This window comes from Acidovorax cavernicola (assembly GCF_003581445.1).
Map to the genome: position 1 here is coordinate 86,382 of NZ_QXMN01000021.1, position 25,300 is coordinate 111,681.

The 25,300-nt window shown below is 68.3% G+C and carries 23 protein-coding genes and 1 pseudogene; 3 read left to right on the forward strand and 21 right to left on the reverse strand.

All coding sequences use genetic code 11. From position 1 onward, the window contains the following. Nucleotides 1-4: 4 nt before the first annotated feature. The 21 genes from flhF to fliE form a co-directional block, all read right to left on the reverse strand. Nucleotides 5-2,350, reverse strand: a complete 2,346-nt coding sequence (gene flhF, locus D3H34_RS17485; protein WP_286185850.1) for a flagellar biosynthesis GTPase FlhF — start codon at nt 2,348-2,350, stop codon at nt 5-7. Beyond that, nucleotides 2,347-4,458: a flagellar biosynthesis protein FlhA gene (flhA, locus tag D3H34_RS17490; protein WP_119555209.1), complete on the reverse strand. Its 2,112-nt coding sequence runs from the start codon at nt 4,456-4,458 to the stop codon at nt 2,347-2,349. Before flhA ends, flhF begins: the two co-directional genes overlap by 4 nt. Further along, complete coding sequence (flhB, locus tag D3H34_RS17495; protein WP_119555211.1) at nt 4,455-5,600, reverse strand: flagellar biosynthesis protein FlhB; 1,146 nt, start codon at nt 5,598-5,600, stop codon at nt 4,455-4,457. The genes flhA and flhB overlap by 4 nt, the downstream gene beginning before the upstream one ends. 134 nt (nt 5,601-5,734) lie before the next feature. Then, nucleotides 5,735-6,385: a protein phosphatase CheZ gene (gene cheZ / locus D3H34_RS17500; protein WP_119555213.1), complete on the reverse strand. Its 651-nt coding sequence runs from the start codon at nt 6,383-6,385 to the stop codon at nt 5,735-5,737. After that, nucleotides 6,382-6,771, reverse strand: coding sequence for a chemotaxis response regulator CheY (gene cheY, locus D3H34_RS17505; protein WP_205736746.1), 390 nt, complete (start codon nt 6,769-6,771; stop codon nt 6,382-6,384). The genes cheZ and cheY overlap by 4 nt, the downstream gene beginning before the upstream one ends. 39 nt (nt 6,772-6,810) lie before the next feature. Continuing rightward, on the reverse strand, nt 6,811-7,902 hold the full coding sequence (locus D3H34_RS17510; RefSeq protein ID WP_119555217.1) for a protein-glutamate methylesterase/protein-glutamine glutaminase: 1,092 nt from the start codon (nt 7,900-7,902) through the stop codon (nt 6,811-6,813). Then, the gene (gene cheD / locus D3H34_RS17515) at nt 7,899-8,492 is read right to left on the reverse strand and encodes a chemoreceptor glutamine deamidase CheD (protein WP_119555219.1); all 594 of its coding nucleotides are present in this window, start codon (nt 8,490-8,492) and stop codon (nt 7,899-7,901) included. The genes D3H34_RS17510 and cheD overlap by 4 nt, the downstream gene beginning before the upstream one ends. Continuing rightward, on the reverse strand, nt 8,489-9,349 hold the full coding sequence (locus D3H34_RS17520) for a CheR family methyltransferase (protein ID WP_434057698.1): 861 nt from the start codon (nt 9,347-9,349) through the stop codon (nt 8,489-8,491). Before D3H34_RS17520 ends, cheD begins: the two co-directional genes overlap by 4 nt. 67 nt (nt 9,350-9,416) lie before the next feature. Further along, nucleotides 9,417-10,706, reverse strand: coding sequence for an EAL and HDOD domain-containing protein (locus tag D3H34_RS17525; RefSeq protein ID WP_119555223.1), 1,290 nt, complete (start codon nt 10,704-10,706; stop codon nt 9,417-9,419). Between the two features lie 22 nt (nt 10,707-10,728). Then, complete coding sequence (cheA, locus tag D3H34_RS17530; protein ID WP_119555225.1) at nt 10,729-12,750, reverse strand: chemotaxis protein CheA; 2,022 nt, start codon at nt 12,748-12,750, stop codon at nt 10,729-10,731. 53 nt (nt 12,751-12,803) lie between these two features. Continuing rightward, nucleotides 12,804-13,724, reverse strand: a complete 921-nt coding sequence (gene motB / locus D3H34_RS17535) for a flagellar motor protein MotB (RefSeq protein ID WP_119555226.1) — start codon at nt 13,722-13,724, stop codon at nt 12,804-12,806. Between the two features lie 13 nt (nt 13,725-13,737). Then, the gene (gene motA / locus D3H34_RS17540; RefSeq protein ID WP_119555229.1) at nt 13,738-14,598 is read right to left on the reverse strand and encodes a flagellar motor stator protein MotA; all 861 of its coding nucleotides are present in this window, start codon (nt 14,596-14,598) and stop codon (nt 13,738-13,740) included. Between the two features lie 62 nt (nt 14,599-14,660). Next, nucleotides 14,661-15,251 (reverse strand): flagellar transcriptional regulator FlhC, encoded by a 591-nt coding sequence (flhC, locus tag D3H34_RS17545; RefSeq protein ID WP_119555231.1) that lies wholly within the window; start codon nt 15,249-15,251, stop codon nt 14,661-14,663. Between the two features lie 61 nt (nt 15,252-15,312). Further along, nucleotides 15,313-15,681, reverse strand: a complete 369-nt coding sequence (flhD, locus tag D3H34_RS17550) for a flagellar transcriptional regulator FlhD (protein ID WP_286185851.1) — start codon at nt 15,679-15,681, stop codon at nt 15,313-15,315. Nucleotides 15,682-16,028: 347 nt separating this feature from the next. Then, the gene (locus D3H34_RS17555; RefSeq protein ID WP_119555236.1) at nt 16,029-16,316 is read right to left on the reverse strand and encodes an EscU/YscU/HrcU family type III secretion system export apparatus switch protein; all 288 of its coding nucleotides are present in this window, start codon (nt 16,314-16,316) and stop codon (nt 16,029-16,031) included. Next, the gene (gene fliK / locus D3H34_RS17560) at nt 16,313-17,527 is read right to left on the reverse strand and encodes a flagellar hook-length control protein FliK (protein ID WP_119555265.1); all 1,215 of its coding nucleotides are present in this window, start codon (nt 17,525-17,527) and stop codon (nt 16,313-16,315) included. The genes D3H34_RS17555 and fliK overlap by 4 nt, the downstream gene beginning before the upstream one ends. A 29-nt stretch (nt 17,528-17,556) precedes the next feature. After that, nucleotides 17,557-17,922 (reverse strand): flagellar protein FliT, encoded by a 366-nt coding sequence (locus D3H34_RS17565; RefSeq protein WP_286185853.1) that lies wholly within the window; start codon nt 17,920-17,922, stop codon nt 17,557-17,559. After that, complete coding sequence (gene fliS, locus D3H34_RS17570; protein WP_119555238.1) at nt 17,919-18,341, reverse strand: flagellar export chaperone FliS; 423 nt, start codon at nt 18,339-18,341, stop codon at nt 17,919-17,921. The genes D3H34_RS17565 and fliS overlap by 4 nt, the downstream gene beginning before the upstream one ends. A gap of 14 nt (nt 18,342-18,355) precedes the next feature. Further along, nucleotides 18,356-19,801 (reverse strand): flagellar filament capping protein FliD, encoded by a 1,446-nt coding sequence (gene fliD, locus D3H34_RS17575; RefSeq protein WP_119555240.1) that lies wholly within the window; start codon nt 19,799-19,801, stop codon nt 18,356-18,358. Nucleotides 19,802-20,002: 201 nt separating this feature from the next. Then, entirely contained in the window at nt 20,003-21,676 is a 1,674-nt protein-coding gene (locus D3H34_RS17580) for a FliC/FljB family flagellin (RefSeq protein WP_119555242.1), read from the reverse strand. 164 nt (nt 21,677-21,840) lie between these two features. Continuing rightward, complete coding sequence (fliE, locus tag D3H34_RS17585) at nt 21,841-22,158, reverse strand: flagellar hook-basal body complex protein FliE (RefSeq protein ID WP_119555244.1); 318 nt, start codon at nt 22,156-22,158, stop codon at nt 21,841-21,843. A gap of 281 nt (nt 22,159-22,439) precedes the next feature. Here fliE and fliF point away from each other — a divergent pair, with 281 nt between their 5' ends. From fliF to D3H34_RS17600, 3 genes and pseudogenes are all read left to right on the forward strand, one after another. After that, nucleotides 22,440-24,131 (forward strand): flagellar basal-body MS-ring/collar protein FliF, encoded by a 1,692-nt coding sequence (gene fliF, locus D3H34_RS17590; protein WP_119555246.1) that lies wholly within the window; start codon nt 22,440-22,442, stop codon nt 24,129-24,131. Continuing rightward, the gene (gene fliG / locus D3H34_RS17595; RefSeq protein ID WP_119555247.1) at nt 24,124-25,122 is read left to right on the forward strand and encodes a flagellar motor switch protein FliG; all 999 of its coding nucleotides are present in this window, start codon (nt 24,124-24,126) and stop codon (nt 25,120-25,122) included. Before fliF ends, fliG begins: the two co-directional genes overlap by 8 nt. Further along, a pseudogene (locus D3H34_RS17600) lies at nt 25,109-25,300 on the forward strand (flagellar assembly protein FliH); the annotation flags it as partial. The gene fliG and the pseudogene D3H34_RS17600, both read left to right, overlap by 14 nt.

Sequence of the window (25,300 nt, forward strand, 5' to 3'; positions counted from 1 at the left end):
CGACTCAGCCCCGCTCCAGTGCGCGCGGCGCCTGCGCGGGCACGGCCGACTCGGTGCCCAACGCATCCAGCAGCAGGAACAGCTTGCCCACGCCCGCGTACAGCGCGCCGCCGGTCATGGCACGGCCGGCGCGCGTGGTGCGGCCCGTGAGCTGGCCCAGCAGCAGGCGCGTGCGATCGGCCCACTCGCCTTCCGCCTGCAACAGGCGCCACACGGTGGTCGTGACCTGGCCGGCGACGAGCAGCCGTTTCATCATGTCCGGATCGCCGGGTTCGCCCATGCCGCCCGCGAGCTGTACGCCATCGCGCAGCAGGCGGAAGCAGGGTTCTGCATCGGCCGCCCAGCCTTGCCATTGCGCAAGCTGCGACGCGCCGACCTCGGCACCGAGGTTCGTCAGCACGCAGGCCTGCGACAGCAACTTGCGGCTGCGCGCATCGACCACGCGCACGGCCACGCAGCGCAGCGCAGGCATGGCGTCACTGCCCCGTGGCAGCACCTCCATCTGCGCTTCGCATTGCAACGCAGCCTTGCCGCGAAATCGCACAGGCCGTTCGGTCGCTTCGTCGAACGCGAAGGCCAGACGCGCAAGCGTGGTGGCGGCGCCGGTACTCGGCTCGATCACGGCCGTGGTGCCCGGCGCGCGCGCCAGCCACTGCGTGCCTTCGGCCTGCCATGCCAGCATCTGCTCGACGGCGGGCGGCTTGCCCAGCACATGCACCAACTTCCTTCCGAAGTCCTGCTGCCCTAGCCACTGCGCCTGACGCAGCCCCGGTGCAGCCGGCTGGCGCGCCGCGGCGGTCGAGAGCCACTGGTTCGGCGCGGCCAGCAGCTGACCGCTGCGGTCCGACAGCAGCAGGCTGCCGTGGCACACATAGGCGTCGCCGCTGTCGGTTGCACGCAGGCCCACCTGTCCGGCCAGCGCGAGCACGTGGGTGTCGCAGCCAGCAGCCACCTCGTCGCGCGCGAACGTCGACAGGTCTTGCAGCACGGCCTTGGCATCGACGGCTTCGTCGCCCGCCTGTCGCCACAGCGTGCGCGCACCGTCGAAGCCGATGTGCGCGCCGGACAGTGCGCCCGCGGTGGTCGCCAGTTCCTGCGCGTCATGCGCCATCGCGCGGATCAGGCTCTGGTAGCGCAAGCGCAGGCGATCGGTTTCGCCCTGCGCCTGCGCCGAAGCTGCAGAGGATGTGCCCTCCTCGGAGAGATCTGCTTCAGCCGGCACGAACAGCGGGCTGTGCTGGCGCGGCTGGAACACGCTGTCCACCAGTTGCACACGGTCGGCGCGCAGCAGGTTCTCGGGCACCTTCTGGCCGCCGGAGATGTAGTGCACCGGCAGGCGGTGGCGGATCACGGTGTCGATCAGCGCACCCGGGTGCGTGGCCTCGTCGACCTTGGTGAAGATGCAGCCGGCCAGCGCGTGGCCCTGGCGGTAGGCGTGCACCACCTCGTTGAGTGTGTCGCCGTGGCTGGTGGCGTTGAGCAGCAGCAGCCGCTTCACCGGCCGCTGGCTGCTGCCAAGCATGGCGATCTGCTCGGGCACGGCGCGGTCGCGCTGGCTCATGCCGACGGTGTCGATGAGCACCATGTGACGATCGCGCAGGTCGTGCAGCACCAGCTGCAGGTCGGCCGCGTCCTTCACCGCGTGCACCGGCACGTTGAGGATCTCGCCGTAGATGCGCAGCTGCTCGTAGGCGCCGATGCGGTAGCTGTCGGTGGTGACGAGCGCGAGCTTGTCGGCGCCGAAGCGCATCACGCAGCGCGCTGCCAGCTTGGCGGTGGTGGTGGTCTTGCCGACACCGGTCGGCCCCATGAGCGCGTAGACGCCGCCCTGGGCGAACAGCGCGTCCTCGTCTTCATGCACCGGCACGGCGCGCACGAGTTCGGAACGCACGAAGGCCATGCCGTCGGCGTAGCTCTGGCCGGTGGGCAGCTTTTCGAGCATGGCCTTCGACAGGCGCGCGCTGAATCCTGCCCCCAGCAGCGTGCGCAGCAGGCGACCGCGCACCGGATCGCGGCGCTGGCTGTCGCTCCAGACCACGCTGGCGAGCTGTTCCTCGATCATTCCGCGCATCGAGTGAAGCTCGCTGAGCACGGTGGGGTCGGCGGCTGTGGTCACGATCGGCGAAGTGGGGGCCGTGAGCGCTGCAGGCGCCGCGGCCTCCACCGTCTGCTGCACATCGCCTTCGGCCATGGCGACGATCTCGACGCCTTGCGCGGTGGCGCGGTGGGTGAGCACGATGGCTTCGGCGCCGAGCGTCTCGCGCACCAGGCGCAGGGCCTCGCGGCCGGTGGCCGCGACGAACTTGCGCGCGGTGGTGCGCACATCGCGCACGTCTGTCTGGGAATTCAAACGGCTCGTCCTCCAATGGCGGCGGTGATCTTGATGGTCCGGGCGTCAGGAATCTCGGCGTGCGAGAGCACCTTGAGCTGCGGCAGGCTGCGCCGCAGGAAGCGCGACAGCAGCACGCGCAGCGCGTGCTGCACGACCAACACCGGCGCCAGCCCCATCTGCTCCTGCCGCACGATGGCGGCCTGCGCCTGCTTGAGCAGGTTGTCGGCAATGCCCGGCTCGATGCCGCTGCTGCTGTTCAGGGCCTGTTGCAGCACGCTGTCGAGCGAGCCGTCCAGGCCGATCACCTGCATCTCCTCGTCGCCCGGGAACAGCTGCTGCGTGATGGCGCGGCCCAGCGCCAGGCGCGTGAGCGTGGTGAGCTCGGTCGGGTCCTTCACCGTGGGCGCGTGCTCGGCCATCACGTCGAGGATGGTGCGCATGTCGCGGATCGGCACCTCTTCGTCGAGCAGGTTCTGCAGCACCTTGTGCAGCGTGCTCAGCGACAGCAGCTTGGGCACCAGGTCTTCCGTGAGCTTGGGCGCGGTCTTGGCGATCTGGTCGAGCAGCTGCTGCACTTCCTGGCGGCCCAGCAGCTCGGCCGCGTGGGTGTGGATCAGGTGGTTCAGGTGCGTGGCCATCACGGTGCAGGCATCGACCACCGTGTAGCCGTACACCTGCGCCTGCTGACGCAGGCTGGCGTCGATCCAGGTCGCCTCCAGGCCGAAGGCCGGGTCGCGCGTGGGCGTGCCGGGCAGCGTGCCCGTCACCTGCCCGGGGTTGATCGCCATCCACTGGTTGGGGAAGGCTTCGCCGCGGCCGATCTCCACATCCTTCAGGCTGATGACGTAGGCGTTGGGCTTGATCTCCAGGTTGTCGCGGATGTGGACCACCGGCACCAGGAAGCCCAGCTCCTGCGCGATCTTCTTGCGGATGCTCTTGATGCGGCCCAGCAGCTCGCCCTGCTGCGACTGGTCCACCAGCGGAATCAGGCGGTAGCCGACCTGCATGCCCAGCGGGTCGACCATCGCCACGTCGTCCCAGGTGGCTTCCGCCTGCTCGGCTGCCGCGGGAATGCCCGCAGCACCTTGGGCGGCGGCGGCAGCGGCCGCCTGCTGCGCGGCCTGCAGCGGCTTGCGTTGCAGCAGCCGCCTTCCAAGCCACACCAGGCCGCCCGCGATCAGCAGGAAGGCCAGGTTCGGCATGCCGGGGATCATGCCCAGCAGGCCGACGATGCCGGCCGTGAGGAACAGCACCTGCGGGTTGGAAAAGAGCTGGCCCGTGAGCTGGCTGCCCACGTCTTCATCGGTGGTCACGCGCGACACGATCACGCCGGCCGCGGTGGAGATCACCAGCGCCGGAATCTGCGCCACCAGGCCGTCGCCGATGGCCAGCAGCGTGTAGGTCTTGCCGGCGGTCGAGAAGTCCAGCCCGTGCTGCACCATGCCGACCACCAGCCCGCCGATGATGTTGATGACCATGATGAGCAGGCCCGCGATCGCGTCGCCGCGCACGAACTTGCTGGCGCCGTCCATCGAGCCGTAGAAGTCGGCCTCCTGCGCGACCTCGGCGCGGCGCTTGCGGGCGACCTCTTCGCCGATCAGGCCGGCATTGAGGTCGGCGTCGATCGCCATCTGCTTGCCCGGCATCGCGTCGAGCATGAAGCGCGCGCCCACCTCGGCGATGCGGCCCGCGCCCTTGGTGATCACCATGAAGTTGATGAGCACGAGGATGATGAACACCATCACGCCCACCGCGAAGTTGCCGCCCACCAGGAAGTGGCCGAAGGCCTCGATCACCTTGCCGGCCGCGTCGGGCCCGGTGTGGCCGTGCATCAGCACCACGCGCGTGGACGCCACGTTGAGCGACAGGCGCAGCAGCGTCGAGAACAGCAGCACCGCCGGGAAGGCCGCGAAGTCGAGCGCCTTCATGGTGTACATGCTCACCAGCAGCACCATCACCGACAGCGCGATGTTGAAAGTGAACAGCAGGTCGAGCAGGAAGGGCGGCAGCGGCAGCACCATCATGCTCAGGATGAGAATGATGAGGATCGGGCCCGCGAGCCCCTTGAACTGCGAGCCGGAGAACATCCGCGCCGGCAGGCGCATCAGGTCGGTCAGTGCGTTCATGCGCTGGCCGCTGGCGAATACTGCAGGTCGGCCGGCACGGGCAGGTCGGTCGGCGTGCGCGGCGCCTCACCGCCCTCGCTGTTCCAGCGCTTGAGCTGGTACACCCAGGCCAGCACCTCGGCCACGGCGGTGTACAGCCCCGCCGGAATTTCCTCGCCCAGCTTCGTATGCCGGTAGAGCGCGCGCGTGAGCGGCGGCGCCTCGAGGATCGCGACCTTGTGTTCTTTCGCCAGTTCGCGGATGCGCGCGGCCACCAGCTCGGTGCCCTTGGCGATCACGCGCGGTGCGCGCATGTCGCTGTCCAGGTATTGCAACGCGACGGCGAAGTGCGACGGGTTGGTCAGCACGATGTCGGCCTTGGGCACCTCGGCCATCATGCGGCGGCGCGCCATCTGCTGCTGTTGCCGGCGGATCTGCGCCTTGATGTGCGGGTCGCCTTCGCTTTCCTTGTGCTCCTGGCGCACGTCTTCGCGCGACATGCGCAGCTTTCGGTAGTAGCTCCACAGCTGGAACGGCACGTCGACCAGCGCGACGGTGAACAGCGTGGCGGCGATCAGCGCGCAGTGCTTGGCCACCAGCACCAGCGCATGCGGCAGCGCCTCGTGCGCGGGCTGCGACATGAGCGCCATCACGGCCTCGATGTCGTCCACGATGACCCACCACGCCACGCCGCCGATCAGCGCCGACTTGGCCAGCGCCTTGACCAGTTCGGCCAGCGCCTGCGCCGAGAACATGCGGCCGATGCCGGCCAGGGGGTTGAGTTTTCCGAAGTTCGGCGCGACGGCCTTGGTGGAGAACATCCAGCCGCCGAGCATCAGCGGCGCCGCCACCGCCGCCACGACCATCATGGCGAACAGCGGCCCGATGGCAATGAGCGCGTGCAGCACCATGAGCCCGCTCTGCGAGAGCATGTGCGCGGGGTCGAAGGCGCTGGCGCGTTCGAAGTGCAGGCCGTGGCGCAGCGCGCCGGTCATGCGCGTGCCGAGCGACTCCGCGGCAAACCACAGCCCGGCGCTCGCGGTCGCGAGCATGACGAAGGTGGTGAGCTCGCGCGAACGGGCCACGTTGCCTTCCTCGCGCGCCTTCTCCAGGCGCCGCTCGGAGGCGGGTTCCGTTTTCTCGAGATCGCTTTCCTCAGACATTCATGCTCCGAACCAGCAGGGACGACGCACGCCCTGCCCTTGACCAAATTATTGGATTCGGTCGTTCGAAACAATCTGTCGATCAGGGCGGGTATCGCCCTGCAATTCAGGCAATCGAGCAGCCTGCGGAAGGCTCAGAACCCGAGGCTCTCCAGCAGGTCGTCGACCTGCGACTGGTCGGTCACGGCATCGGGGTTGCCGGGCTTCACTTGCGGGCCGTTCTGCAGGCTCTGCGCCGCTTCGTGGCGCTTCTCGGGCGGCGAGTTGTCGATGAGCACCTGCAGCAGCTGCGTCTCGACGTCGTTGACGACTTCCATCATCTTCTTGATGACCTGGCCGGTGAGGTCCTGGAAATCCTGCGCCATCAGGATCTCCATGAGCTGCGTGTTGATGGCGCTGGCACGCTGCGGCACGCCGTCGAGGTAGCTGCGCGTGTCGAGCACGAGTTCGCGCGCATGGTCGAGTTCGATCGGGTTTTCGAACCACGCATTCCAGCGCTGGCTCAGGCCCTTGGCATCGGCGGCCAGCGCCTCCTGCAGGGGCTGCGCGACGTCGATGGCATTGAGCGCGCGGTGCGCCGCGCGCTCGGTGGTGGCCGCCACGTAGTTCAGGCGGTCGCGCGCATCGGGAATGGCCTGCGCGGCCTTGGCCACCTGCTTGTCCAGGCCCAGCTCGCGCAAGCCTTCGCGCAGCTGGCGCGTGAGGTGGCCGATGCGGCCGAGCAGTTCTTCGGTGGTATTGGTGTTCGGATTGGCGTCCACGGCGCCGGGGGCGTGCTCGCTCATCCCTTGGCCAGCTTCTCGAAGATCTTGGTGATCTTCTCTTCCAGCGTCGCCGCGGTGAAGGGCTTCACCACGTAGCCGTTGGCGCCGGCCTGTGCGGCCGCGACGATGTTCTCCTTCTTGGCCTCGGCCGTGACCATCAGCACCGGCAGCTTCTTCAGCTCCGGGTCGGCGCGGATGGTCTGCAACATGGTCAGGCCGTCCATGTTCGGCATGTTCCAGTCGGACACCACGAAGCCGAAGTTGCCGCCGCGCAGCTTCTCCAGGCCGGCCACGCCGTCCTCGGCCTCGTCGACGTTGAGGAACTCCAGCTCCTTCAGCAGGTTGCGCACGATGCGCCGCATGGTCGGGAAGTCATCCACAACCAGAATCTTGATGCTCTTATCGATCACGATGTTTCCAACTCCACAGCTCGTTTTTCAAACTCGTCACACCCGGTTCGCGCGTTCGCCGAACGTGCGAAGGTGCGCCATCACCCGGCGACTGATCTCGTTCAGCGGCGACACCTCGTCCACCGCGCCCAGCGCCACCGCCTCGCGCGGCATGCCGAAGACCACGCAACTGGCCTCGTCCTGCGCCAGCGTGTGCGCGCCGGCGCGTCGCATGCGCAGCAGGCCCTCGGCACCGTCCTTGCCCATGCCGGTGAGGATGATTCCGATGGCGTTCTTGCCCGCGTGCTTCGCCGCCGAATCGAACAGCACGTCGATCGACGGCCGGTGGCGGTTCACGGGCGGCTCCTGGTCCAGGTGCGCCACGTAGTTGGCGCCGCTGCGCGCCAGCGACAGGTGAAAACCGCCCGGCGCGATGTAGGCATGGCCCGGCAGCACGCGCTCGCCCTGCTGCGCTTCCGTCACGCGGATGCGGCACAGGCCGTCCAGCCGCTGGGCGAAAGAGCGCGTGAAGCCGGCCGGCATGTGCTGCGCAATGAGCACCGCGGGCGCATCGGGCGGCAGCGGCTGCAGCACTTCACGGATGGCTTCCGTGCCGCCGGTGGAGGCGCCGATGATGAGCAGCTTCTCGGTGCTCAGCAGCGGGCTGCGCAGCGGTGCCTCGGGCACAGCCTCGTGGGCCGGGCGTGCAGTTGCAGCAGGCCGGGCCGGCAGCAGCCGTGCACCGGCTGCCGTGCGGATCTTGCCGGCGATGAGTTCGGTGTAGTTGAGCAGGCCGTCGCGCACGCCCAGGCGCGGCTTGGTCACGAAGTCGATGGCGCCCAGCTCCAACGCGCGCAGCGCGATCTCCGATCCGCGCTCGGTGAGCGACGACACCATGACCACCGGCATCGGCCGCAGGCGCATGAGCTTTTCAAGAAACTCCAGGCCGTCCATGCGCGGCATTTCCACGTCGAGCGTGAGCACGTCGGGGTTCGTGACCTTGATGAGGTCGCGCGCCACCAGCGGATCGGCGGCCGTACCGACCACGGTCATGTCGCTCTGGCTGTTGATGATCTCGGTCATCACGCTGCGGATCAGCGCCGAATCGTCGACGCAGAGCACCTTGATCTTCTTTTTCGCGAGGCTCACCGGCTTCCTTTGGTTCTGTCGATCTCGTGCGGCAGGCCGGACGCCGACAGCCGGCGCAGCAGCTCGCCTTCGTCGTGGCGCACCCGCAGCACCTCGGTCTGCGCGCGCAGGCGACGCACCACGGCCTTGCCGCTTTCGGGCAGGAAGCACACGCGGCGCGCGTGCGGGCCGCGCAGGTCCTGCGCCGCCACCTCGATGCGTTCCGCCTCCAGGTAGCGCAGCACGAAGTCGGCATTGCGGTCGCCGATGTTGAGCGTGGTCATACCGGCCAGCACCGCGCCGCCGCCGAACACCTTGGCCTGCAACCGCTCGCGCCGCGCGCCCGCGCGCACCAGCTCGCGCACCAGCACGTCCATGGCGTAGGCGCCGTAGCGCATCGACGCCGCGCCGGGCTCGCTGTCGTCGGGCAGCATGAAGTGGTTCATGCCGGCCACGCCCGCCTGCGCGTCGTGCAGGCAGGCGGCCACGCAGGAGCCGAGCACGGTGCTCAGCACGGTGTGGTCGGTGGTCACGTAGTACTCCGAGGGCAGCAGCTTGACGGCCATGCGGCCGACATCGCGGTCGAAGTAATGGTGGCTCGCCAGGCTCATGCAATGACCGGTGTGCGCGACAGCTCGTACACCGTCTGCCCCAGCGGCCGGAAGGCCGGGTTCACGAGCGACGCGTTCTCGGAGTGCCCCGCGAACAGCAGGCCGCCCGGCTTGAGCAGCGGCGCGAAGCGGTCGAGCACGCGCTTTTGCGTCGGCTTGTCGAAATAGATCATCACGTTGCGACAGAAGATCGCGTCCACCGGCTCCTTCACCGACCAGGCGGTGTCCAGCAGGTTGACGCGCGAGAACTTCACCAGCGCCGCCACCTCGGGCCGCACGCGCACCTTGCCGGCGTTGGTGCCGGTGCCCTTGTTGAAGAAGCGCCGCAGCCGCTCGGGCGACAGGCGCCGCACCTGCTCGGTGGTGAACACGCCGGTGGCGGCCTTGGCCAGCACCGCGGTGTCGATGTCGCTGGCGATCACGCGCGCCGAGCCTGCACGGTCGCCCAGGGCTTCCATCAGCGTGATGGCGATGGAGTACGGCTCCTCGCCCGTCGATGCGGCGGCGCACCAGACGGTGACCGGCGCCTGCCTCTTGCGCACATGCCCGGCCAGCGTGGGAAAGTGATGCGCCTCGCGAAAGAACGAGGTGAGGTTGGTGGTGAGCGCGTTGATGAACAGCTGCCACTCGTCGCCGTCGTGGCGCGCCTCGAGCTGGTCCAGGTACGACGCGAACGCCGGCAGCGCCAGCTCGCGCAGGCGCCGCGACAGCCGGCTGTACACCATCTGCCGCTTCTGCTCGCCCAGGGCGATGCCGGCGCGGCGATGGATGAGGGTCCGGATTCTGGAGAAGTCGTGGTCGGTAAAGAGGAACTCGGTCGTCACAGCCAGCCTGGAAGCGTGACCTTCAATGGTCACAGAGACCGCCGTTTCCAATCGGCCGATCAGACGCGCAAAAGCCCTGCATTTCCGGGGGACACGCCGATCACGCGGGCGGTGCCGTCACCGCAGGGCCGGCATCGAGCGCCCACACCAGTGCCGACAGTTGCGCGGCGTTGACCTGCGCCGCGCTCAGGAAGAGCGCCTCCGACAGGCGCGCCGCGCGGCCGTCGTCGGTCTCGCAGCTTTCGGCCAGCGCCACGAAGGGGCCGTACACGCCGCTGCGCGAAAGAATGGCCTGCTGCACCGCCTCGGTGAGCTGTACCTTGCGCAGCACACCTTCCATCGGCACGCCCAGCAGCTGGTCGAGCAGCGAGAACATGCCGGCAACGAACAGGTTGTCGGCCTCGCCGGGCGGCAGCATGCCCTGCCCGATCAGCTCGACAAAGCGCCCGCGCAGGATGGCCTTCTTCATCATGAAGGGCGAGCTGACCTTGTTGCTCGTGGCCAGCAGCAGCGACAACCAGCGGTACAGCGGCGAGTAGCCGAGCATGGCGACGGCATGGCGCAGCGAGTGGATCTCCACCGCCAGGCCGACCGAGGGCGAGTTGATGTAGCGCAGCAGCCGGTAGGTGAGCGCCGCGTCGTGCTTGAGCGCGCCCTCGATGGCGCGCACGTCCTCGTTGCGCAGGATCATCTGCATCAGGTGCACGATGAGCTGCGACTCGGGCTGCAGCGCATCGGCGTTGTCGCGCGCCGGCGGCAGGCGCACGGCGCCGTCGACGAAGACCTGCACGCCGCGCGCGGCGCAGGCCTCGAACTCGGACCAGTTCGCCACGCGCGCGGCGATGGGCACCGGGCCGACGGTCGACAGGTCTGCAAGGTGGGAGGGCGCCACCTCGCGGTGCGTGACGATGGCGCGCAGTTCGTCGTCGTCCGGCAGCGCCACGCCGCCGCACAGCATGAACCCGAAGCCCTGCTCGCGCAGGAACAGCAGGATGGAGCGCATGTCGGCGTCCATCAGCTCGTCGGCCTTCATGCACAGCACGACGTTGCGCGGCGGCAGCGACTGCAGCTCGCTCTGGAACAGCGCATCGACCGTGACATCGACGAACACCCGCTGTTCGCCCAACAGCCAGCCGTGGCCGCCGGGGTTCAGGTGCAGGCCCAGCGTGTCCATGAGCGCCTTGACGCCGGCCGCCGCACCGGCGTCGGTGCCCTGCCCGGCCGCACGCCATGCCATGCGGTAGCCGACGACGCGGCGCTTGCCGTCGAGCAGCATGGCGTAGGCCACATGACCATCCGCGCCGACGGCAGCGTGTGCCGGTGCAGCCTGCGTTTCGGCATGCGCGCCGTTGCCATCGACGCCGGGGCGCCGGAAGAAATCGAACCTCATGCGGCCGTCCGTCGAAGGGGTGTCAGGGAACCAGCACGTCGGTGCGGCGCGCCGCGCCTGCGAGTGCCACCGCGCTCGCGGCCTGCGCGCGCTGGATGCGCGGCATCGCGCCCACGTCGACGATGAACGCCACGCTGCCGTCGCCCAGGATGGTGGCGGCCGAGATGCCGGGCACCTTGCGGTAGTTGGTCTCCAGGTTTTTCACCACCACTTGGTGCTGGCCCAGCAGTTCGTCGACCAGCAGCGCGAAGCGGCTGTCGTCGGCCTGCACGATCACCAGGATGCCCTGCGTGGGTTGCGTCTGCGCGCCGGCCACGTCGAACACGCGGTGCAGCTCGATGAGCGGCAGGTACTCGCCGCGCACGCGGATCACGTGGCCGTCGGCGGTGATGGAATGCAGGTGCTCCGGCAGCGGCTGCAGCGACTCGATGACGTAGCTCAGCGGCAGGATGTAGGCCTCGCTGCCCACGCGCACCGACATGCCGTTGAGGATCGCGAGCGTAAGCGGCAGCACGATGCGCGTGGCCGTGCCCTGGCCGCCACGCGAATGGATCTCGACGTGGCCGCCCATCTCCTGGATGTTGCGCTTGACCACATCCATGCCCACGCCGCGTCCCGAGATGTCGGTGACCTGCTCGGCCGTGGAGAAACCGGGCGCGAAGATCAGCTGCCACACCTCTTCGTCGGGCATGGCGTCGTTCACCGGCAGGCCCTGCTGGCGCGCCTTGTCGAGGATGCGTTCGCGGTTCAGCCCCGCGCCGTCGTCGCTCACCTCGATCACGATGTTGCCGCCGTGGTGCTGTGCCGACAGCAGCAGCTGGCCGGTGGCGTCCTTGCCCTTGGCCAGTCGCACCTCCGGCGACTCGATGCCGTGGTCCAGGCTGTTGCGCACCAGGTGCGTGAGCGGATCGACGATGCGTTCGATGAGGCCTTTGTCGAGTTCGGTCTCCTTGCCGTAGGTGTCCAGGCGCACCTGCTTTCCGAGCTTGGCGCTCACGTCGCGGATCACGCGCGGGAAGCGGCTGAACACGTAGTCCATCGGCATCATGCGGATGGACATCACCGATTCCTGCAGGTCGCGCGCGTTGCGCTCCAGGTGGCCCAACCCGCTCAGGAAGCGCTCGTAGGCCACGGGGTCGAGCGCGGTGGCGGCCTGCGTGAGCATCGACTGGGTGATGACGAGTTCGCCCACGAGGTTGATGAGCTGGTCGACCTTCTCGACATCGACACGGATGGAGCTGGACTCCTTGGCGCCGGCGGGGGCAGGCACGGGCGCGGCGGCGAGCGATGCGGCGACAGGCGCGGCGGGTGGCGGTACGACCGGCGCGGCAACTTCCGCCACAGGCGCGGCCTCTTCATTCACTTCGCGCGTGATGTCGATCTGCGATTCGTCGATGACGAAGCAGCACACGGCCACGATGTCGCCGGGGTCGCAGGTGGTGGCGAGCCGCACGGTCAGCTGGTCGTTGCTGCGCGTGCGTGTCAGCACGGTGCCGAGGTTGGCCAGCTCGCCGGCGAGCAGCTCGCACTCGCTGTCGGACAGGCGCGCGAAGCGGACGACGAGCACGCCGTCGCTGTGGCCTTCATCGGCCGAAGCCGCGGCTTCGACCACCGGCGCCGGTGCGGGCGCTGGTGCGGGCACTGGGGCAACGGCGTTGTGGCCCTCCATCGCGAGCTGCTGCAGCACGCCGCAGATATGGGCGACTCTCTCGGCGTCCGGCTCCTTGCCGGCCTGGTAGGCGGTGAGTTGTTCTTGCAAGGCGTCCTTCGTTTCCAGAAAGGCATCGATCATCGGAGCGCTCAGGTGCAGTTGCCCGTGGCGGGCCCTGTCCAGCAGCGTCTCGAGCACGTGCGTGGTGTTGGTCAAGGCGGTGAAGCCGAACGTCGCCGCGCCGCCCTTGATGGAGTGCGCCGCGCGGAAGATGGCATTGAGCTGCTCGCCGTCGGGCGCCTCGACGTCGAGGTCGAGCAGCAGTTGCTCCATCTCCGCCAGCAGCTCGATGGCTTCGACGAAGAAGGCCTGGGTGAATTGACTGAGGTCCATCTGTGGGTGCTCCGGGGCCTGCGCTCACGCGCGTGGCCGCTTCCTTGTTCTTGTTATCCCGCCGTGGGGGGCGTCGTCGGTGCCGCTGCATCGTGTGCCGGGGCGGCCGGTGACGGCAGGCCGATGCGCGTGGCGCCGGCGTCGTTGCTGTTCTCGCGCTCGATGCGCTCCTGCGTGCGGTGGTTCAGCAGGATGATGCTGATGCGGCGGTTGATGGGGTTGCGCGGGTCGGCGCGGTCCAGGTGCATGCTGTCGGCCAGGCCGATCACGCGCAGCACCTTGTCCTCGGTCATGCCGCCGGTCACCAGTTCGCGGCGCGAGGCGTTGGCCCGGTCGGCCGAGAGCTCCCAGTTGCCGTACGCGCGGTCGTTGGTGTAGACGATGGCGTCGGTGTGGCCCGACAGCGTGAGCTTGTTGGGCAGGCCGTTGAGCACCGGCGCCAGCTCGCGAAGAATGGCGCGCATGTGCGGCACCACGCGCGCGCTGGCCAGCTCGAACATGGGGCGGTTCTCGCTGTCCACGATCTGCAGGCGCAGGCCCTCGGTGGTGATGTCGATGAGGATCTGCGAGCGGAACTGCTGGAACACCGGGCTCTTCTCGATCAGCTCGTCGAGCTTCTTCTTCATCTCGGCCAGGCGGCTGGCATCGGCGGCGTCTTCGCTGTCAGCCTCGGTGTGGCGCACCTCGCCCTCGACGTGCGTCACGTCGGCGCCGCCGCCGGGAATCATGCTGGTGCTCAGGCTGCTCTTGTCGCCGCCGGCCAGCGCCACGCGCAGCGGCATGCGAAAGTGCTCGGCAATGCCTTCGCGCTGCTTCGGGCTGGAGATCGACAGCAGCCACATGACGAGAAAGAACGCCATCATGGCGGTCATGAAGTCGGCGTAGGCGATCTTCCAGCCGCCGCCCGCATGGCCGCCGCCATGCCCGCCGCCGTGCGCGCGCTTGATGATGATGCGGGGCTTCGCTTCGCTCATGGAAGGCAGTGAACTAGCGCGCCTTGACTTCGCGGACGTGGTCGTCCAGCTCGGTGAAGGACGGGCGCTCGGTCGAGAACAGCACCTTGCGGCCGAACTCCACGGCCAGCTGCGGCGCATAGCCGTTCAGGCTGGCCAGCAGCGTGACCTTGGCGCACTGGTAGATCTTCATGCCCTCTTCGACTTTCTGCTCGATCAGCGAGGCCAGCGGCGACACGAAGCCGTAGGCCAGCAGCACACCGAGGAAGGTGCCGACCATGGCGTGCGCGATGAGCGCGCCCATCTCGGAAGGCGGCAGGTGGGCCGAGCCCAGCGCATGCACCACGCCCATCACGGCCGCGACGATGCCCAGCGCGGGCAGCGCGTCGCCCACGCGCGAGAGGCTATGGCCGGGCACCGCGGCCTCGTGGCGGATGGTGTCGATCTCGTGGTCCATGAGGGCCTCGATCTCGTGCGCGTCGGTGTTGCCGCTGATGACCAGGCGCAGGTAGTCGCACAGGAACACGGTGATGCCCTCGTGCGCCAGGATGGTCGGGTAGCGGCTGAAGATCTCGCTCTGCCCGGGCGCCTCCACGTCGGACTCGAGCTTCATCATGCCTTCCTTGCGGGCCTTGGCGAGCAGCTCGTACAAGAGGGCCAGCAGGTCCATGTAGAGCTGGCGGTTGTGCTTGGAGGAACGCAGCAGCAGCGGCAGCTCGCGGATGGTCGCCTTGATGGTCTTGCCGTTGTTGCCCGCAATGAACGCGCCGAGCGCGGAGCCGCCGATCATGAGCAGCTCCACCGGCTGGAACAGCACGCCGAAGTGCCCGCCCATGAGGCCGTAGCCGCCGAAGACGGCGCCGATCACCACCAGATATCCCACCAGAACCAGCACGCGCTTCCCCTATGCCCTGAGGCGTCCAAACCAAAAAACCCGCGCCGGGCGCCGGGGCACTTTCACGAGACGGCGCCGCCGATGTCCAGCACCGGGCCGGCGGCGATGAGGCCGTTGCGGCGCACGGGCGCCAGCTTGGGCTTGCGCGCCTTGCCCGCGCGCGAGGGCGGACGGCACAGCACGCACACGTAGCCGTTCTTGTTGTCGTGGGCATGCGCCACGAAGTGACCGCCGCAGCGGCTGCACGGGCTCAGCTGCAGCATGTCGCTGTCGAAGAAGCGCACCATGGTCTCGGCGCGCGTGAAGTCGAGCACGACCTCGCTGCCTTGCGCCTGCACCTGTTCCGCGTAGAGGCGGTAGGCCTTGATGAGCGCCGGCAGTTCGTCCTCGCCGGCTTCGTCGAGCATGAAGCGGTAGATGTTGTAGAACATCGACGAGTGGATGTTCGCCAGCCAGGTCATGTACCAGTCGGTGGAGAACGGCAGCAGCCCCTTGGGTGGCGAGACGCCCTTGAGTTCCTTGTACAGGCGGATCAGCCGCTCGCGGCTCAGCGCGACGACGGCCTCCAGGAACTGCAGGCGGGCGCCCAGGCCGATCAGCTCGACCGCGAGCTGCACCTGCCGCACCTCACCCAGGATGCTCTTCGCGGTCATGGAAATACCTTCGAGCTTCGCACTGCGGTGCGAGCTTGCTTGGGGGCGGCCCGCGCGGCGCTCATGCGCTGGCCGAACCCGCTTTGCGCAGGTGCGGCTGGGACTGGGCCTGCGCCTGGCGCGCGCTCATCAGGATCGACATGTGGGCCTGCTGCAGCGCGGGCTCCTTGCCCTCGCCGACGACCGCGAACATGGGCCGGTCGTCCAGGCGGAAGCTGCACAGCAGGAAGTTGGACGCGGCCAGCTTCACGATCTGGCTGAGCGACATGTTCATGAGCAGGTCGGCCAGCTCGCGCCCCACGCCGAGCCGGAACATGGCTTCGGCGCGGTCCCGCTTCACCAGCTTCTGCGCGAGCAGCATGTAGGCCAGATTGATCTCGCCGATTTCCTTCGAGATCACGCCACCTGCGCTGACATTGCAATTTTCCACGTCCACTTCCATATCCGATTTCATGTCGACTCCGCATGTTCCAACATGTATACATTATATACACACTTATTTACACTTCAAAGACAAAGTAGTCCGAAAAGTCAAATGGATTTGACGGAGCCCGGCAACAGAAAGCCCTTCACTTCCCTCTGGAAAAGCGGTTTCACGTCCGGCGCCGGCGCGTTGTCACGGAGCGCAAGTAATTGTTACCGGCGCGCGTATTCCGGCAATTGAAAAACTGCCTCTTCAATTGAATTCACAAAAACTATCGATCACCGGAGAGTGTTAATCGGCGGCTTTATTTTCAAATTCCTCAATAGATCAATGACTTTCCATAGAACAACACCTCATCGGGCTCCCTCGGCCTCGACGCCGCCTTCCAGCCGGTGAATCCAGGCCATCACTTCCGCGACCGCCTGGTACAGCTGTGGCGGGATCTGGCGATCCAGGTCCACCTGCATCAGCAGCTTCACGAGGTCGGCCGACGCATGGACGTAGAGCCCGTGCGCGCGCGCCTCGCGCATGATCGATTCGGCGACCACGCCGTAGCCCTTGGCGACCACGACAGGCGCCTTGCGCGTGTCCGCATGCGAGAGCACGACGGCGCTGTGGCGGTTGCGAAGTGCATCGCTCATCCCATCGCCTTCGCCGTGACCTGCAACTGCTGCAGCTGCAGCCCCACGGCCTCGAAGCGTTGCGCGAGCCGGCCGGCGTCGCCGCGCAGGCGGGCCACGGTAGCGTCCTCGTGCGCATGCAGATGCGCCTGCACGGTCGGGCCGCTGAGGCTGAGCCGCAGGTCGACTTCGCCCAGACGCGGCAGCACCAGCGACACGGTGGTCGACCAGCGGCGTGCGCCCTCTTCGTCCTCGGCGGGTTCGCCTTCGCGCGCACCGGGCTTCGCAGGCTCCTCCTCGATCGACCACGCCATCGGCACTTCGGGCCAGGCCTGACCGCTCCAGCGGAAGACGGCACTGGCCAGCAGGTCGAGCTGCTGGTGCACGACGGTGACGGCCTGCGGATGGATCACCTCGGCACCGCGCGGGGCAGGCGTGTTCGTGACATCGACCGAAGCGCGTGCAGGGTCTGCGGTGCGAGGCGTGGGCATTTCCGATCCGGCATCGGGCAGCGCGTAGGCCGCCTGCACGCGCGCCGCATCCGGTGCGGGCGCGGCGACGGTCTCGCCGCGTGCGACCGCACGAGCAGGTTGTGCTGTCGGGTTTTCCGGCGCATCGGCCGCCGGGGCCTGCGTCGATGGATTCGGCGCGGGCGACGTTGCGACATCCGCCGCCATCGCAGGCATCGGCACCGTGGCTGCGGCCACAGCGCTCTGCCCCGCCATCACCGGACTCGCCCAGCGCGCCTGCGGCTCCCGCGCCATCTGCGCAAGCGTGCGCGTGCCCGCTGCGAATTCGGCGAGGTGCGATTCGTAGAACAACCCGCTGTCCGACACCGTCTGCGCCAGCGTGCCCGCGAGCGCCGCGGCGTTCGTGCCCTGCCGCGCCACGGGCAGCAGCAAGGGCGCATGGCCGCGCACCGGACCGGGCTCGGCCTGCAGGTCGGCCAGCACCGCGCCGATCACCCGCGCGGCCACCGACAGCCGGGTGTCGATGGACGGCGGCGCGCCGCTGGCGGAAGGCGCCGCCGCATCGCCGCCGGAAGCGCCCGACGGCACCAGCCGGTCCAGCGCCGCGCGCGATGGCAGGCGCACGTCGTTCGCCGTCCGGGGCACGGCCACCGCCGCACCGGGCGCGCCGACCGTGGTTTCCGGCTTGAGGCCGAGCAGGTCGAGCCGCGGCGTCAGGCGCGCGGCCATCAGTGCGTCGATCAGTCCGGTGAGTCCCAGCATGGCCACGGTGGTTGTCCTGTCGGTCCGCGTCAGTGCGAGAGCCCGTAGGCCTTGCCCAGGTTCTTCTGGTGGTTCAGCGAATCCATGCGGCGGACCAGGTCGTCCAGCTGCGGCTTGATGAGCCCCGACAGCTCGGCCTGCTCGCGGCAGATGCGCTCGAGCAGGTGCAGCACGAAGTCGCGCTGCGCGGGCTCCAGCGCCGTCAGCGGCTGGATGGTCTTCAGGCGCTCGACCCACGCCGCGCACCGCGCCTCCAGCTCGGGCAGCTGCCCCCACTCCTTCGCGCGGGCCAGCGCCAGCATCGTCGAGATGCACGCGGCCAACTGCTCGTAGCAATGAACGATTTCGCTGCGTACCGCCATCTGTTCCTGCCCCCAGGTCGTGCTCTGCGTCATCCGTTGGAAGGCCGAGCGTCGATCTCGCGCCAGGCGGAAGCGAGGTGGTCGAGCAGGCGATCGGCCTCATCCAGCGCCTGCGCGTCGTTGCGCAGGTTGGCCAGCAGCAGGCGTTGCACGACGTAGTCGTACAGCGACGAGAGGTTGCCGATGAGTTCGGTGCCCGCCTCGCCGGCCGCCTCGGCGTCGAGGCTGGCCTTCAGGCCGTTGTCGACGATGTTGATGGCCTTCGAGATCGCCAGCCCCTTGGCGGCGATGTCGCCCGCCGCCAGGTGCAGGCGCGCGGCGCCGATGGCGGTGCGGGCACCGTCGAACAGCATGTGGATGAGCTGCAGCGGCGACGCGCTCATGGCGCGCGTCTCCACGCCGACACGCGCGTAGGCGCCGGCTCCGGTGCGGGAGTGGTGAGGGCTGTACATGCGGCGCTGCGTCCTCAACCCTTGCTGGCGTTCATCGCATCGAACTGCTGCGCGAGGTACTTCAGCGTGCCGTTCATGCTGCTCATCATCACGTCCAGCTGCACGAACTGCTTGCGGTAGCGCTCCACGGTCGCGTCCACGCGCACCTTCATGTCGGCGTACTGGGTGTCGAGCTTCTTGAGCGAACTGGTCACGCCGTCGGTGGCGGTCTTGAGCGCGCCGCGCGCGCCGACGAGGTCGTCGACCAGCGCCGTCAGCTGCTTGCCGTAGCCCAGGGTGCTGCCGGTGCCGCTGGAGAAGAGCTTCGCCACGCCTTCGAGGTTGGTGTCCAGCGCCTTGTCGAGCTTGTCGTTGTCCACCGCGAGCGTGCCGTCCTTCTGGAACGACACGCCGATGGACGTGAGCACCTTCAGGTCGTTCGCGCCGCCGGGCTGCGGCGTGGTGAGCGTCTGGCGAATGCGCACCTGCAGGTTGCGCAGCGTGGAATCGCCCACCAGCGGCGCGGCGGTGGCCGAGTCGGCGTCGTAGGCCGTGAGCGTCTTGGCGGTGCTCTGCAGCGCGTTGTAGGCCTTCACGAAATCGGTGATGGCCGTCTTGACCGAGCCGGAGTTGGCCTTCATCACCAGGTTGAGCTTGCCGGTCTGCACCAGCGTGAGCGTGGTGCCCTGGATGGCGTCGGTCACCGAGTTGCTCGCGCTGGTGATGGCGATGTTGTTGATGGTGAGCTTCGCGTTCTGCGCCACCGCGGTCTGCTGCAGGTTCTGCGTGCCCGCGGGGTCGTTGTTCAGCAGGTTCTGCAGCGCGGCGTCGCCGTCCACCGAGATGCGCATGGTCGAGGTCTCGCCGGTCTGCGTGGAGGTCAGCACCAGGCGGTTGGGCGCGCCGCTGCCGTCGTTCACGATGGTGGCCGAGACGCCCGCGTTGGCCGCGTTGATGGCATCGCGGATGCCGCCCAGCGTGTTGTTGCTGGCGTCGATGGTGATCGGCTTGGCCGTGCGCGTGGTGTCCTTGTCGAAGGTGGCGCCGGTGTACTGGCCGGTCACGGGGTCCAGCGTGCCGCCGGACACCTTGCCGAAGTCGATCGTGATCTTGCCGCTGCCGATGGCGGTCGTGGTGTTGGCCTGTCCCTTCGCGATCACCGACTGCGCCTGCGCGAGCTGCGAGATGTCGATGGCATAGCTGCCCACTGCGCGGGGGTCGGTGCCGGTGGCGGCCAGGATGCCGCTCACGCTGGGCGTGCCGGTGATGGCCTGGAACAGCGCCGGATCGCCCAGCTTCTTGGTGGCCGCCTGGATGCTGGTGAGCGCGCTTTGCAGCGTGCCGTAGGCCGACAGCTTGCTGTTGTAGCTGGTCTGGCGCGCCTTCAAGGCCACCAGCGGCTGGTTTTCCGCGGTCTGCAGCTGGGCCAGCAAGGTGCCCAGTTCGAGATTGGAGCCGACGCCGAGGCTGCTGATTGCCATGTCGAGTGGTGTCCTGGAAAGCGAATGAAGAAGAGAGAAAGCGACGGCGACAGCAGTGGCTGCCGCGCCGCCCGGTCTGGTCGTTGTTGTCCTGTGCGGCCTTGGCGTACAAGGCCGCACAGGACAACGCAGGCGCAAGGCCTGCGAAGGAAAAAGACGGCGGGCGCCGCCCTCGCGAGGGCGCCCGGCCGCCTGGCGGCATCAACGCAGCAGAGAGAGCACGCCTTGCGTCGTCTGGTTCGCCTGCGCCAGCACCGAGGTACCGGCCTGCTGCAGGATCTGCGCGCGCGTCATGTTCGACACTTCGACGGCGTAGTCCGCGTCCTGGATGCGCGAGCGCGAGGACGACAGGTTGGTGATGGTGGTGCCGAGGTTGGCGATGATCGAGTCGAAGCGGTTCTGCACCGCACCCAGCGAACCGCGCAGCGTGTCGACCTTGGCCAGGGCCTTGTCGATGGCCGCCAGCGGGCTTTCCGTCTTGGTGCCCTTGCTGGTGGTTTCCGTCGTCAGCTTGCCGGCCGAGTTCACATAGGCCACGGCGCCGGTGGCGGCGGCGTACTTGCCGGTGCCGGTCGTCGAGGCCACAGTGACTTCGCCGTTGACGGCGTTCACGGCGTACGACGTCGTGTAGCTGGCGCCCGTCTTGGTCATCTCGCCGTCGGCGTCCATCCACGTGTCGGTGGACGCGCTGCCCGCGGCACCGAAGGTGACCGTCGAGGCGTAGATGCCCGAGCCCAGGCCCACGGTCACACCGGCGGCGGCGGCCACGGCCGTCAGGACCTGGTCCTTCGTGGCGGTGTCGGTGTAGCTGAAGCCGGAAGCGGCCGTGCCCGAGAAGTTGTAGGTCTTGCCGCCCATCGAGATGCTCGCCGCGGAGGTCGATGCATCGCCCGCGGCGAACAGGTTGGCCGCCGTGGCGGCCGGCGGAGCGCCCGCGCTGTTGGTGGTCAGGTTGCCGCCCGACAGGTACGCCTTGGCGCCGCCGACCGTGATCGTGCCGTCGCTGGCGAGTTCGAAGTTGGTCGCGGCGCCCGAAGCGTTCGTGTACGTGCCGGACACGGTCTTGCCCGCTGCCGGAACCAGGCCGGCGGCGAAGGCGGCGACGTCGCCGGTGGCGACCGTCTTCTGGGTCTTGAAGTTGCCGGCGGCCGCGTCGTACTTGTAGGTGGCGCCGCCCGCGGTGACGACGTTGCCGTCCTTCATCGCGTTGATGGCCTGCTCGGCCGTCACGGCCGTGTGGTTGGTCGTGACCGTGTAGATGCCCGAGCCCGGTGCGGTTTCGGTGCCGCCGGCGCCGATCAGGTTCGTGACCGTGGCCGACTTGTTCTGGCTCGTGCCCGCGCCGTTCACGTTGAAGCCGTCCAGGCCCAGCGTCTTGGCGCTGATTTCCTGCAGGTCGATGTCGATGGTCTCGCCGTCGTTGGCGCCGACCTGGATCGTCAGCTTGCCGGCGTTGGCCGACAGGACCTTCACGCCGTTGAACTGGGTCTGCTCCGACACGCGATTGATTTCGTCCAGGCGCTGCTTGATTTCGGCCTGGATCGAGTCGAGGTCGGTGGGCGAGTTGGTGCCCGTGCCGGCCTGCACCGACAGGTCGCGGATGCGCTGCAGGTTGTTGTTGACTTCGGTCAGCGCGCCTTCGGTCGTCTGGGCGATCGAGATGCCGTCGTTGGCATTGCGCGATGCCTGCGTCAAGCCCTTGATGTTGGCGGTGAAGCGGTTGGCGATGGCCTGGCCGGCGGCGTCGTCCTTGGCGCTGTTGATGCGCATGCTGGAGGACAGGCGCTCGATGGCCGTGTTCAGGGCCGATTGCGACTTGTTGAGGTTGTTCTGCGTGAGCAGGGAAAGGCTGTTCGTATTGATGACTTGCGCCATGTTCGACTCCTGATTGACGAAAGGTTGGGGACTCCGGCCATCGGCCGTAACGCTGGACCCGCTTCCACGGTGAGACTCAAGCCATCGTTGGAAGGGATATCGGCCGGCCTCCGCAAACCTTTAGGGCGGCGACGAAAAAAGTTCTGCGTCACCACTCCAACTCGTCATGCCTGCAGATTCATGATTTCCTGATAAGCCGTCACCAACCGGTTGCGCACCTGCAGCCCGGTCTGGAACGCCACGTTGGCTTTCTGCAGATCGACCATCACGTCGTTGAGCGCCACGCCGGGCTTGCCCAGCTCGAAGGATTCGGCCTGCGCATAGGCCTGCTGCTGCGCGCCGCTGATGTTGGCGAGCGAGCGCTGCAGTTCGGCCGCAAAGCTGCCCGACCCGGCTGCGCCGGCCGGCGCTGCCCCCAGCCCGGAGGCGAGCGACGTGGCACGCATCTGCTGCAGGACGGATTCGATGGCGTGGATCGACATGAGGATTAGTTCACTTCCAGGTGACTTGACACGGAGTGCAAAAAGCACTCCGACTGGCAGGCAGCGTACCAAGGGAAGACCCTGATCCAAACGCGCAACTGAGGGCAAAAACCCCGGCTGTTCGACCGATCGAATTCCAGGGGGCCTGCTGACAATCGTTCGCGAAACCACGGGCTGCGCACGACGTCGCCGGCCACCGGAATGACATCGCAACACCGAATCCCCTCTTTTCTTCCGGCGCCGGCCCTGCGCGGCGCGACGGCCGCGGCGAAGGCGCGCCGATGAGCACGGCGGCGCCCACGGGCAGCCTGCCGGCGGGCGGCAACGGCCTGCCCCCGATGCTGGAGCGCCTGCGCGCACAGCCCCGCCTGCCACTCATCATCGGCGCCGCATTGCTGGTGACGGCGGTGGCCGCCTTCGCGCTGTGGAGCCGCGTAACCGACTACAAGGTGCTCTACACCAACGTGTCGGACCGCGACGGCGGCGCGATCATCGCGTCGCTGCAGCAGATGAACGTGCCCTACAAGTTCGCCGAGGGCGGCGGCGCGATCCTGATCGCGGGCGACAAGGTGGCGGAAACGCGCCTGAAGCTCGCGGCCCAGGGGCTGCCCAAGGCCGGCGGCGTGGGCTTCGAGCTGATGGACAACCAGAAGTTCGGCACCAGCCAGTTTGCCGAGCAGATCAACTACCAGCGCGGGCTCGAAGGCGAGCTGGCGCGCTCCATCGAATCGATCGGCACCATCGAGGCAGCGCGCGTGCACCTGGCGCTGCCCAAGCCGTCGCTGTTCGTGCGCGACCAGAAGAAGCCTTCGGCCTCGGTGGTGCTCACGCTCATGCGCGGGCGCAGCATCGACGAGGGCCAGGTGAGCGCCATCGTGCACATGGTGTCCAGCAGCGTGCCCGACCTGGACGCCAAGAGCGTCACGGTGGTCGACCAGCGCGGCAACCTGCTGTCGTCGGCGCGCGGCACGACCCAAGGGCTGGACGTGAGCCAGCTCAAGTACGCGCAGGAGATCGAGCAGGGCTACGTGCGCCGCATCGAGGCGATCCTCCAGCCGCTGGTGGGAGCGAGCAACGTGCGCGCGCAGGTCGCGGCCGAGATCGACTTCTCGGTGGTGGAACACACCGACGAGAAGTACAAGCCCAACCAGGACCCGTCGCAGGCCGCGATCCGCAGCCAGCAGTCCAGCGAATCGGCGCAGCAGCACGGCGCGCCGCCGGGCGGCGTGCCGGGCGCGCTGTCGAACCAGCCGCCGGTGAATCCGACAGCGCCGATCACGGCACCCAAGCCACCCAACGCACCGAACGCACCACCGGGCACGGCAAGCGCACCCGCTGCCGCACCGGCCGGCCCGAGCAACACGCGCAAGGACGTCACGACGAACTACGAACTCGACCGCACCATCCGCCACGTGCAGCAGGCCGCCGGCGGTGTGAAGCGCCTCTCGGTCGCCGTGGTGGTGAACCACCGCGACATGGTCGATGCCGCGGGCAAGGCCAGCGCGCAGGCCCTCACACCGGCCGAGCTGGAGCAGATCCGCAACCTCACGAAGGAAGCGATGGGCTTCAGCCCCGAACGCGGCGATTCGCTCAACGTGGTCAACAGCGCCTTCGCCCGCGACGGAGACACGACCCCCACGCCCGAACTGCCGTTCTGGCGCGACCGCGACAACCTGGCGCTGGGCAAGACGCTGGGCCAGTACGTGCTCCTCGGCCTGCTCGCGCTGTTCGCCTGGCTGGCCGTGCTGCGTCCGCTGATGCGCCGCCACCTGGCCGTGCCGCCGCCCACGCCACCCGTGGCCGCCGTCGCCACCGCCACCCCGGACACGCCCCCGGCGGAGCCCGAAGAAACATTGCAGCAGCGCGAGTCCACACGCCAGAAGGCCGACATGGACTACGCCCAGCAGACCGCCGACAAGGACCCCAAGCTCGTGGCCGCCCTGATCCAGCACTGGATGCACACCAATGACTAGCGAGACGGGAACCCGCAAGAGCGCCATCCTGCTGATGGCGCTGGGCGAAGACCGCGCCGCCGCCGCGCTGCACTTGCTGCCCACTTCCGAAGTGCAGGCGCTGGGCCTGGCGATGTCCAAGCTCAGCGCGGTGTCGCGCGACGAGCTGGCCTCGGTGCTGGCCGAGTTCCGGCAGGAGACCGAGCAGCTGTCGGCCCTGCACCTGGGCTCGGGCAACTACATCCGCGCCGTGCTCAAGAAGGCGCTGGGCGACGACCGCGCCAGCAACCTGCTCGAGGACATCCTGCAGCCCGACGAGCCGCACGGCGGCATCGAGCGCCTGAACGAACTCGAGGCCGGCGAGGTGGCCGAGCTGATCCGCGACGAGCATCCGCAGATCCTCGCGACGCTGCTGGTGCACCTGGACCGCATGAAGGCCTCCGAGGTGCTCGAGAAGCTGCCCGCCCGCCTGCGCCACGACGTGATCATGCGCGTGGCCACCTTCGGCGGCGTGCAGCCTTCGGCACTCAACGAGCTGACGGAGGTGCTGACCGAAATGCTCGCGGGCCAGGGCCTGCGCCGCAGCCGCCTGGGCGGCGTGCGCACGGCGGCCGAGATCGTCAACCTGATGAGCACCACGGTGGAAGAAGAAGCCATCGCCCATGTGCGCGAGCAGGACGAGGCGCTGGCCCAGCGCATCGTCGACGAGATGTTCGTGTTCGAGAACCTGCTGGGCCTGGAAGACCGCAGCATCCAGCGCCTGCTCAAGGACATCGAGTCCGACTCGCTCATCATCGCGCTCAAGGGCGCGCCGCTGGAGCTGCGCGACAAGTTCCTCAGCAACATGTCGCAGCGCGCCGCCGAAACGCTGCGCGAGGACATGGAACTGCGCGGCCCCGTGCGCGTGTCGCAGGTCGAGGCCGAGCAGAAGGCCATCCTGCAGGTGGCACGCCGGCTCTCGGACGCCGGCGAGATCGTGATCGCGGCGCCTGGCACCGATGACTTCGTCTGACCCCGACACCTTCGGCGCCTTCGGCAGCTCGCGCGAGCGCCTCGCCGCCATCCACGCCGCCGCGCGCCAGGCCGGCGCCGGCACGCCCGCGCTCTCGGCCTGGGAGCGCTGGGAGATGGGCACGATCGACGGCAAGGCGCCGTCGGGCACGGCCCTCTCGCGCCAGACGGCGCAGCGC

Coding starts and splice junctions, on each gene's coding strand:
- flhA (WP_119555209.1), bottom strand. CDS start 4,458: ATGAACGCACTGACCGACCTGATGCGCCTGCCGGCGCGGATGTTCTCC.
- flhB (WP_119555211.1), bottom strand. CDS start 5,600: ATGTCTGAGGAAAGCGATCTCGAGAAAACGGAACCCGCCTCCGAGCGG.
- cheZ (WP_119555213.1), bottom strand. CDS start 6,385: ATGAGCGAGCACGCCCCCGGCGCCGTGGACGCCAATCCGAACACCAAT.
- cheD (WP_119555219.1), bottom strand. CDS start 8,492: ATGAGCCTGGCGAGCCACCATTACTTCGACCGCGATGTCGGCCGCATG.
- D3H34_RS17525 (WP_119555223.1), bottom strand. CDS start 10,706: ATGAGGTTCGATTTCTTCCGGCGCCCCGGCGTCGATGGCAACGGCGCG.
- cheA (WP_119555225.1), bottom strand. CDS start 12,750: ATGGACCTCAGTCAATTCACCCAGGCCTTCTTCGTCGAAGCCATCGAG.
- motB (WP_119555226.1), bottom strand. CDS start 13,724: ATGAGCGAAGCGAAGCCCCGCATCATCATCAAGCGCGCGCACGGCGGC.
- flhC (WP_119555231.1), bottom strand. CDS start 15,251: ATGACCGCGAAGAGCATCCTGGGTGAGGTGCGGCAGGTGCAGCTCGCG.
- D3H34_RS17555 (WP_119555236.1), bottom strand. CDS start 16,316: ATGAGCGATGCACTTCGCAACCGCCACAGCGCCGTCGTGCTCTCGCAT.
- fliK (WP_119555265.1), bottom strand. CDS start 17,527: ATGCTGGGACTCACCGGACTGATCGACGCACTGATGGCCGCGCGCCTG.
- D3H34_RS17565 (WP_286185853.1), bottom strand. CDS start 17,922: ATGACGCAGAGCACGACCTGGGGGCAGGAACAGATGGCGGTACGCAGC.
- fliS (WP_119555238.1), bottom strand. CDS start 18,341: ATGTACAGCCCTCACCACTCCCGCACCGGAGCCGGCGCCTACGCGCGT.
- fliD (WP_119555240.1), bottom strand. CDS start 19,801: ATGGCAATCAGCAGCCTCGGCGTCGGCTCCAATCTCGAACTGGGCACC.
- D3H34_RS17580 (WP_119555242.1), bottom strand. CDS start 21,676: ATGGCGCAAGTCATCAATACGAACAGCCTTTCCCTGCTCACGCAGAAC.
- fliE (WP_119555244.1), bottom strand. CDS start 22,158: ATGTCGATCCACGCCATCGAATCCGTCCTGCAGCAGATGCGTGCCACG.
- fliF (WP_119555246.1), top strand. CDS start 22,440: ATGAGCACGGCGGCGCCCACGGGCAGCCTGCCGGCGGGCGGCAACGGC.
- fliG (WP_119555247.1), top strand. CDS start 24,124: ATGACTAGCGAGACGGGAACCCGCAAGAGCGCCATCCTGCTGATGGCG.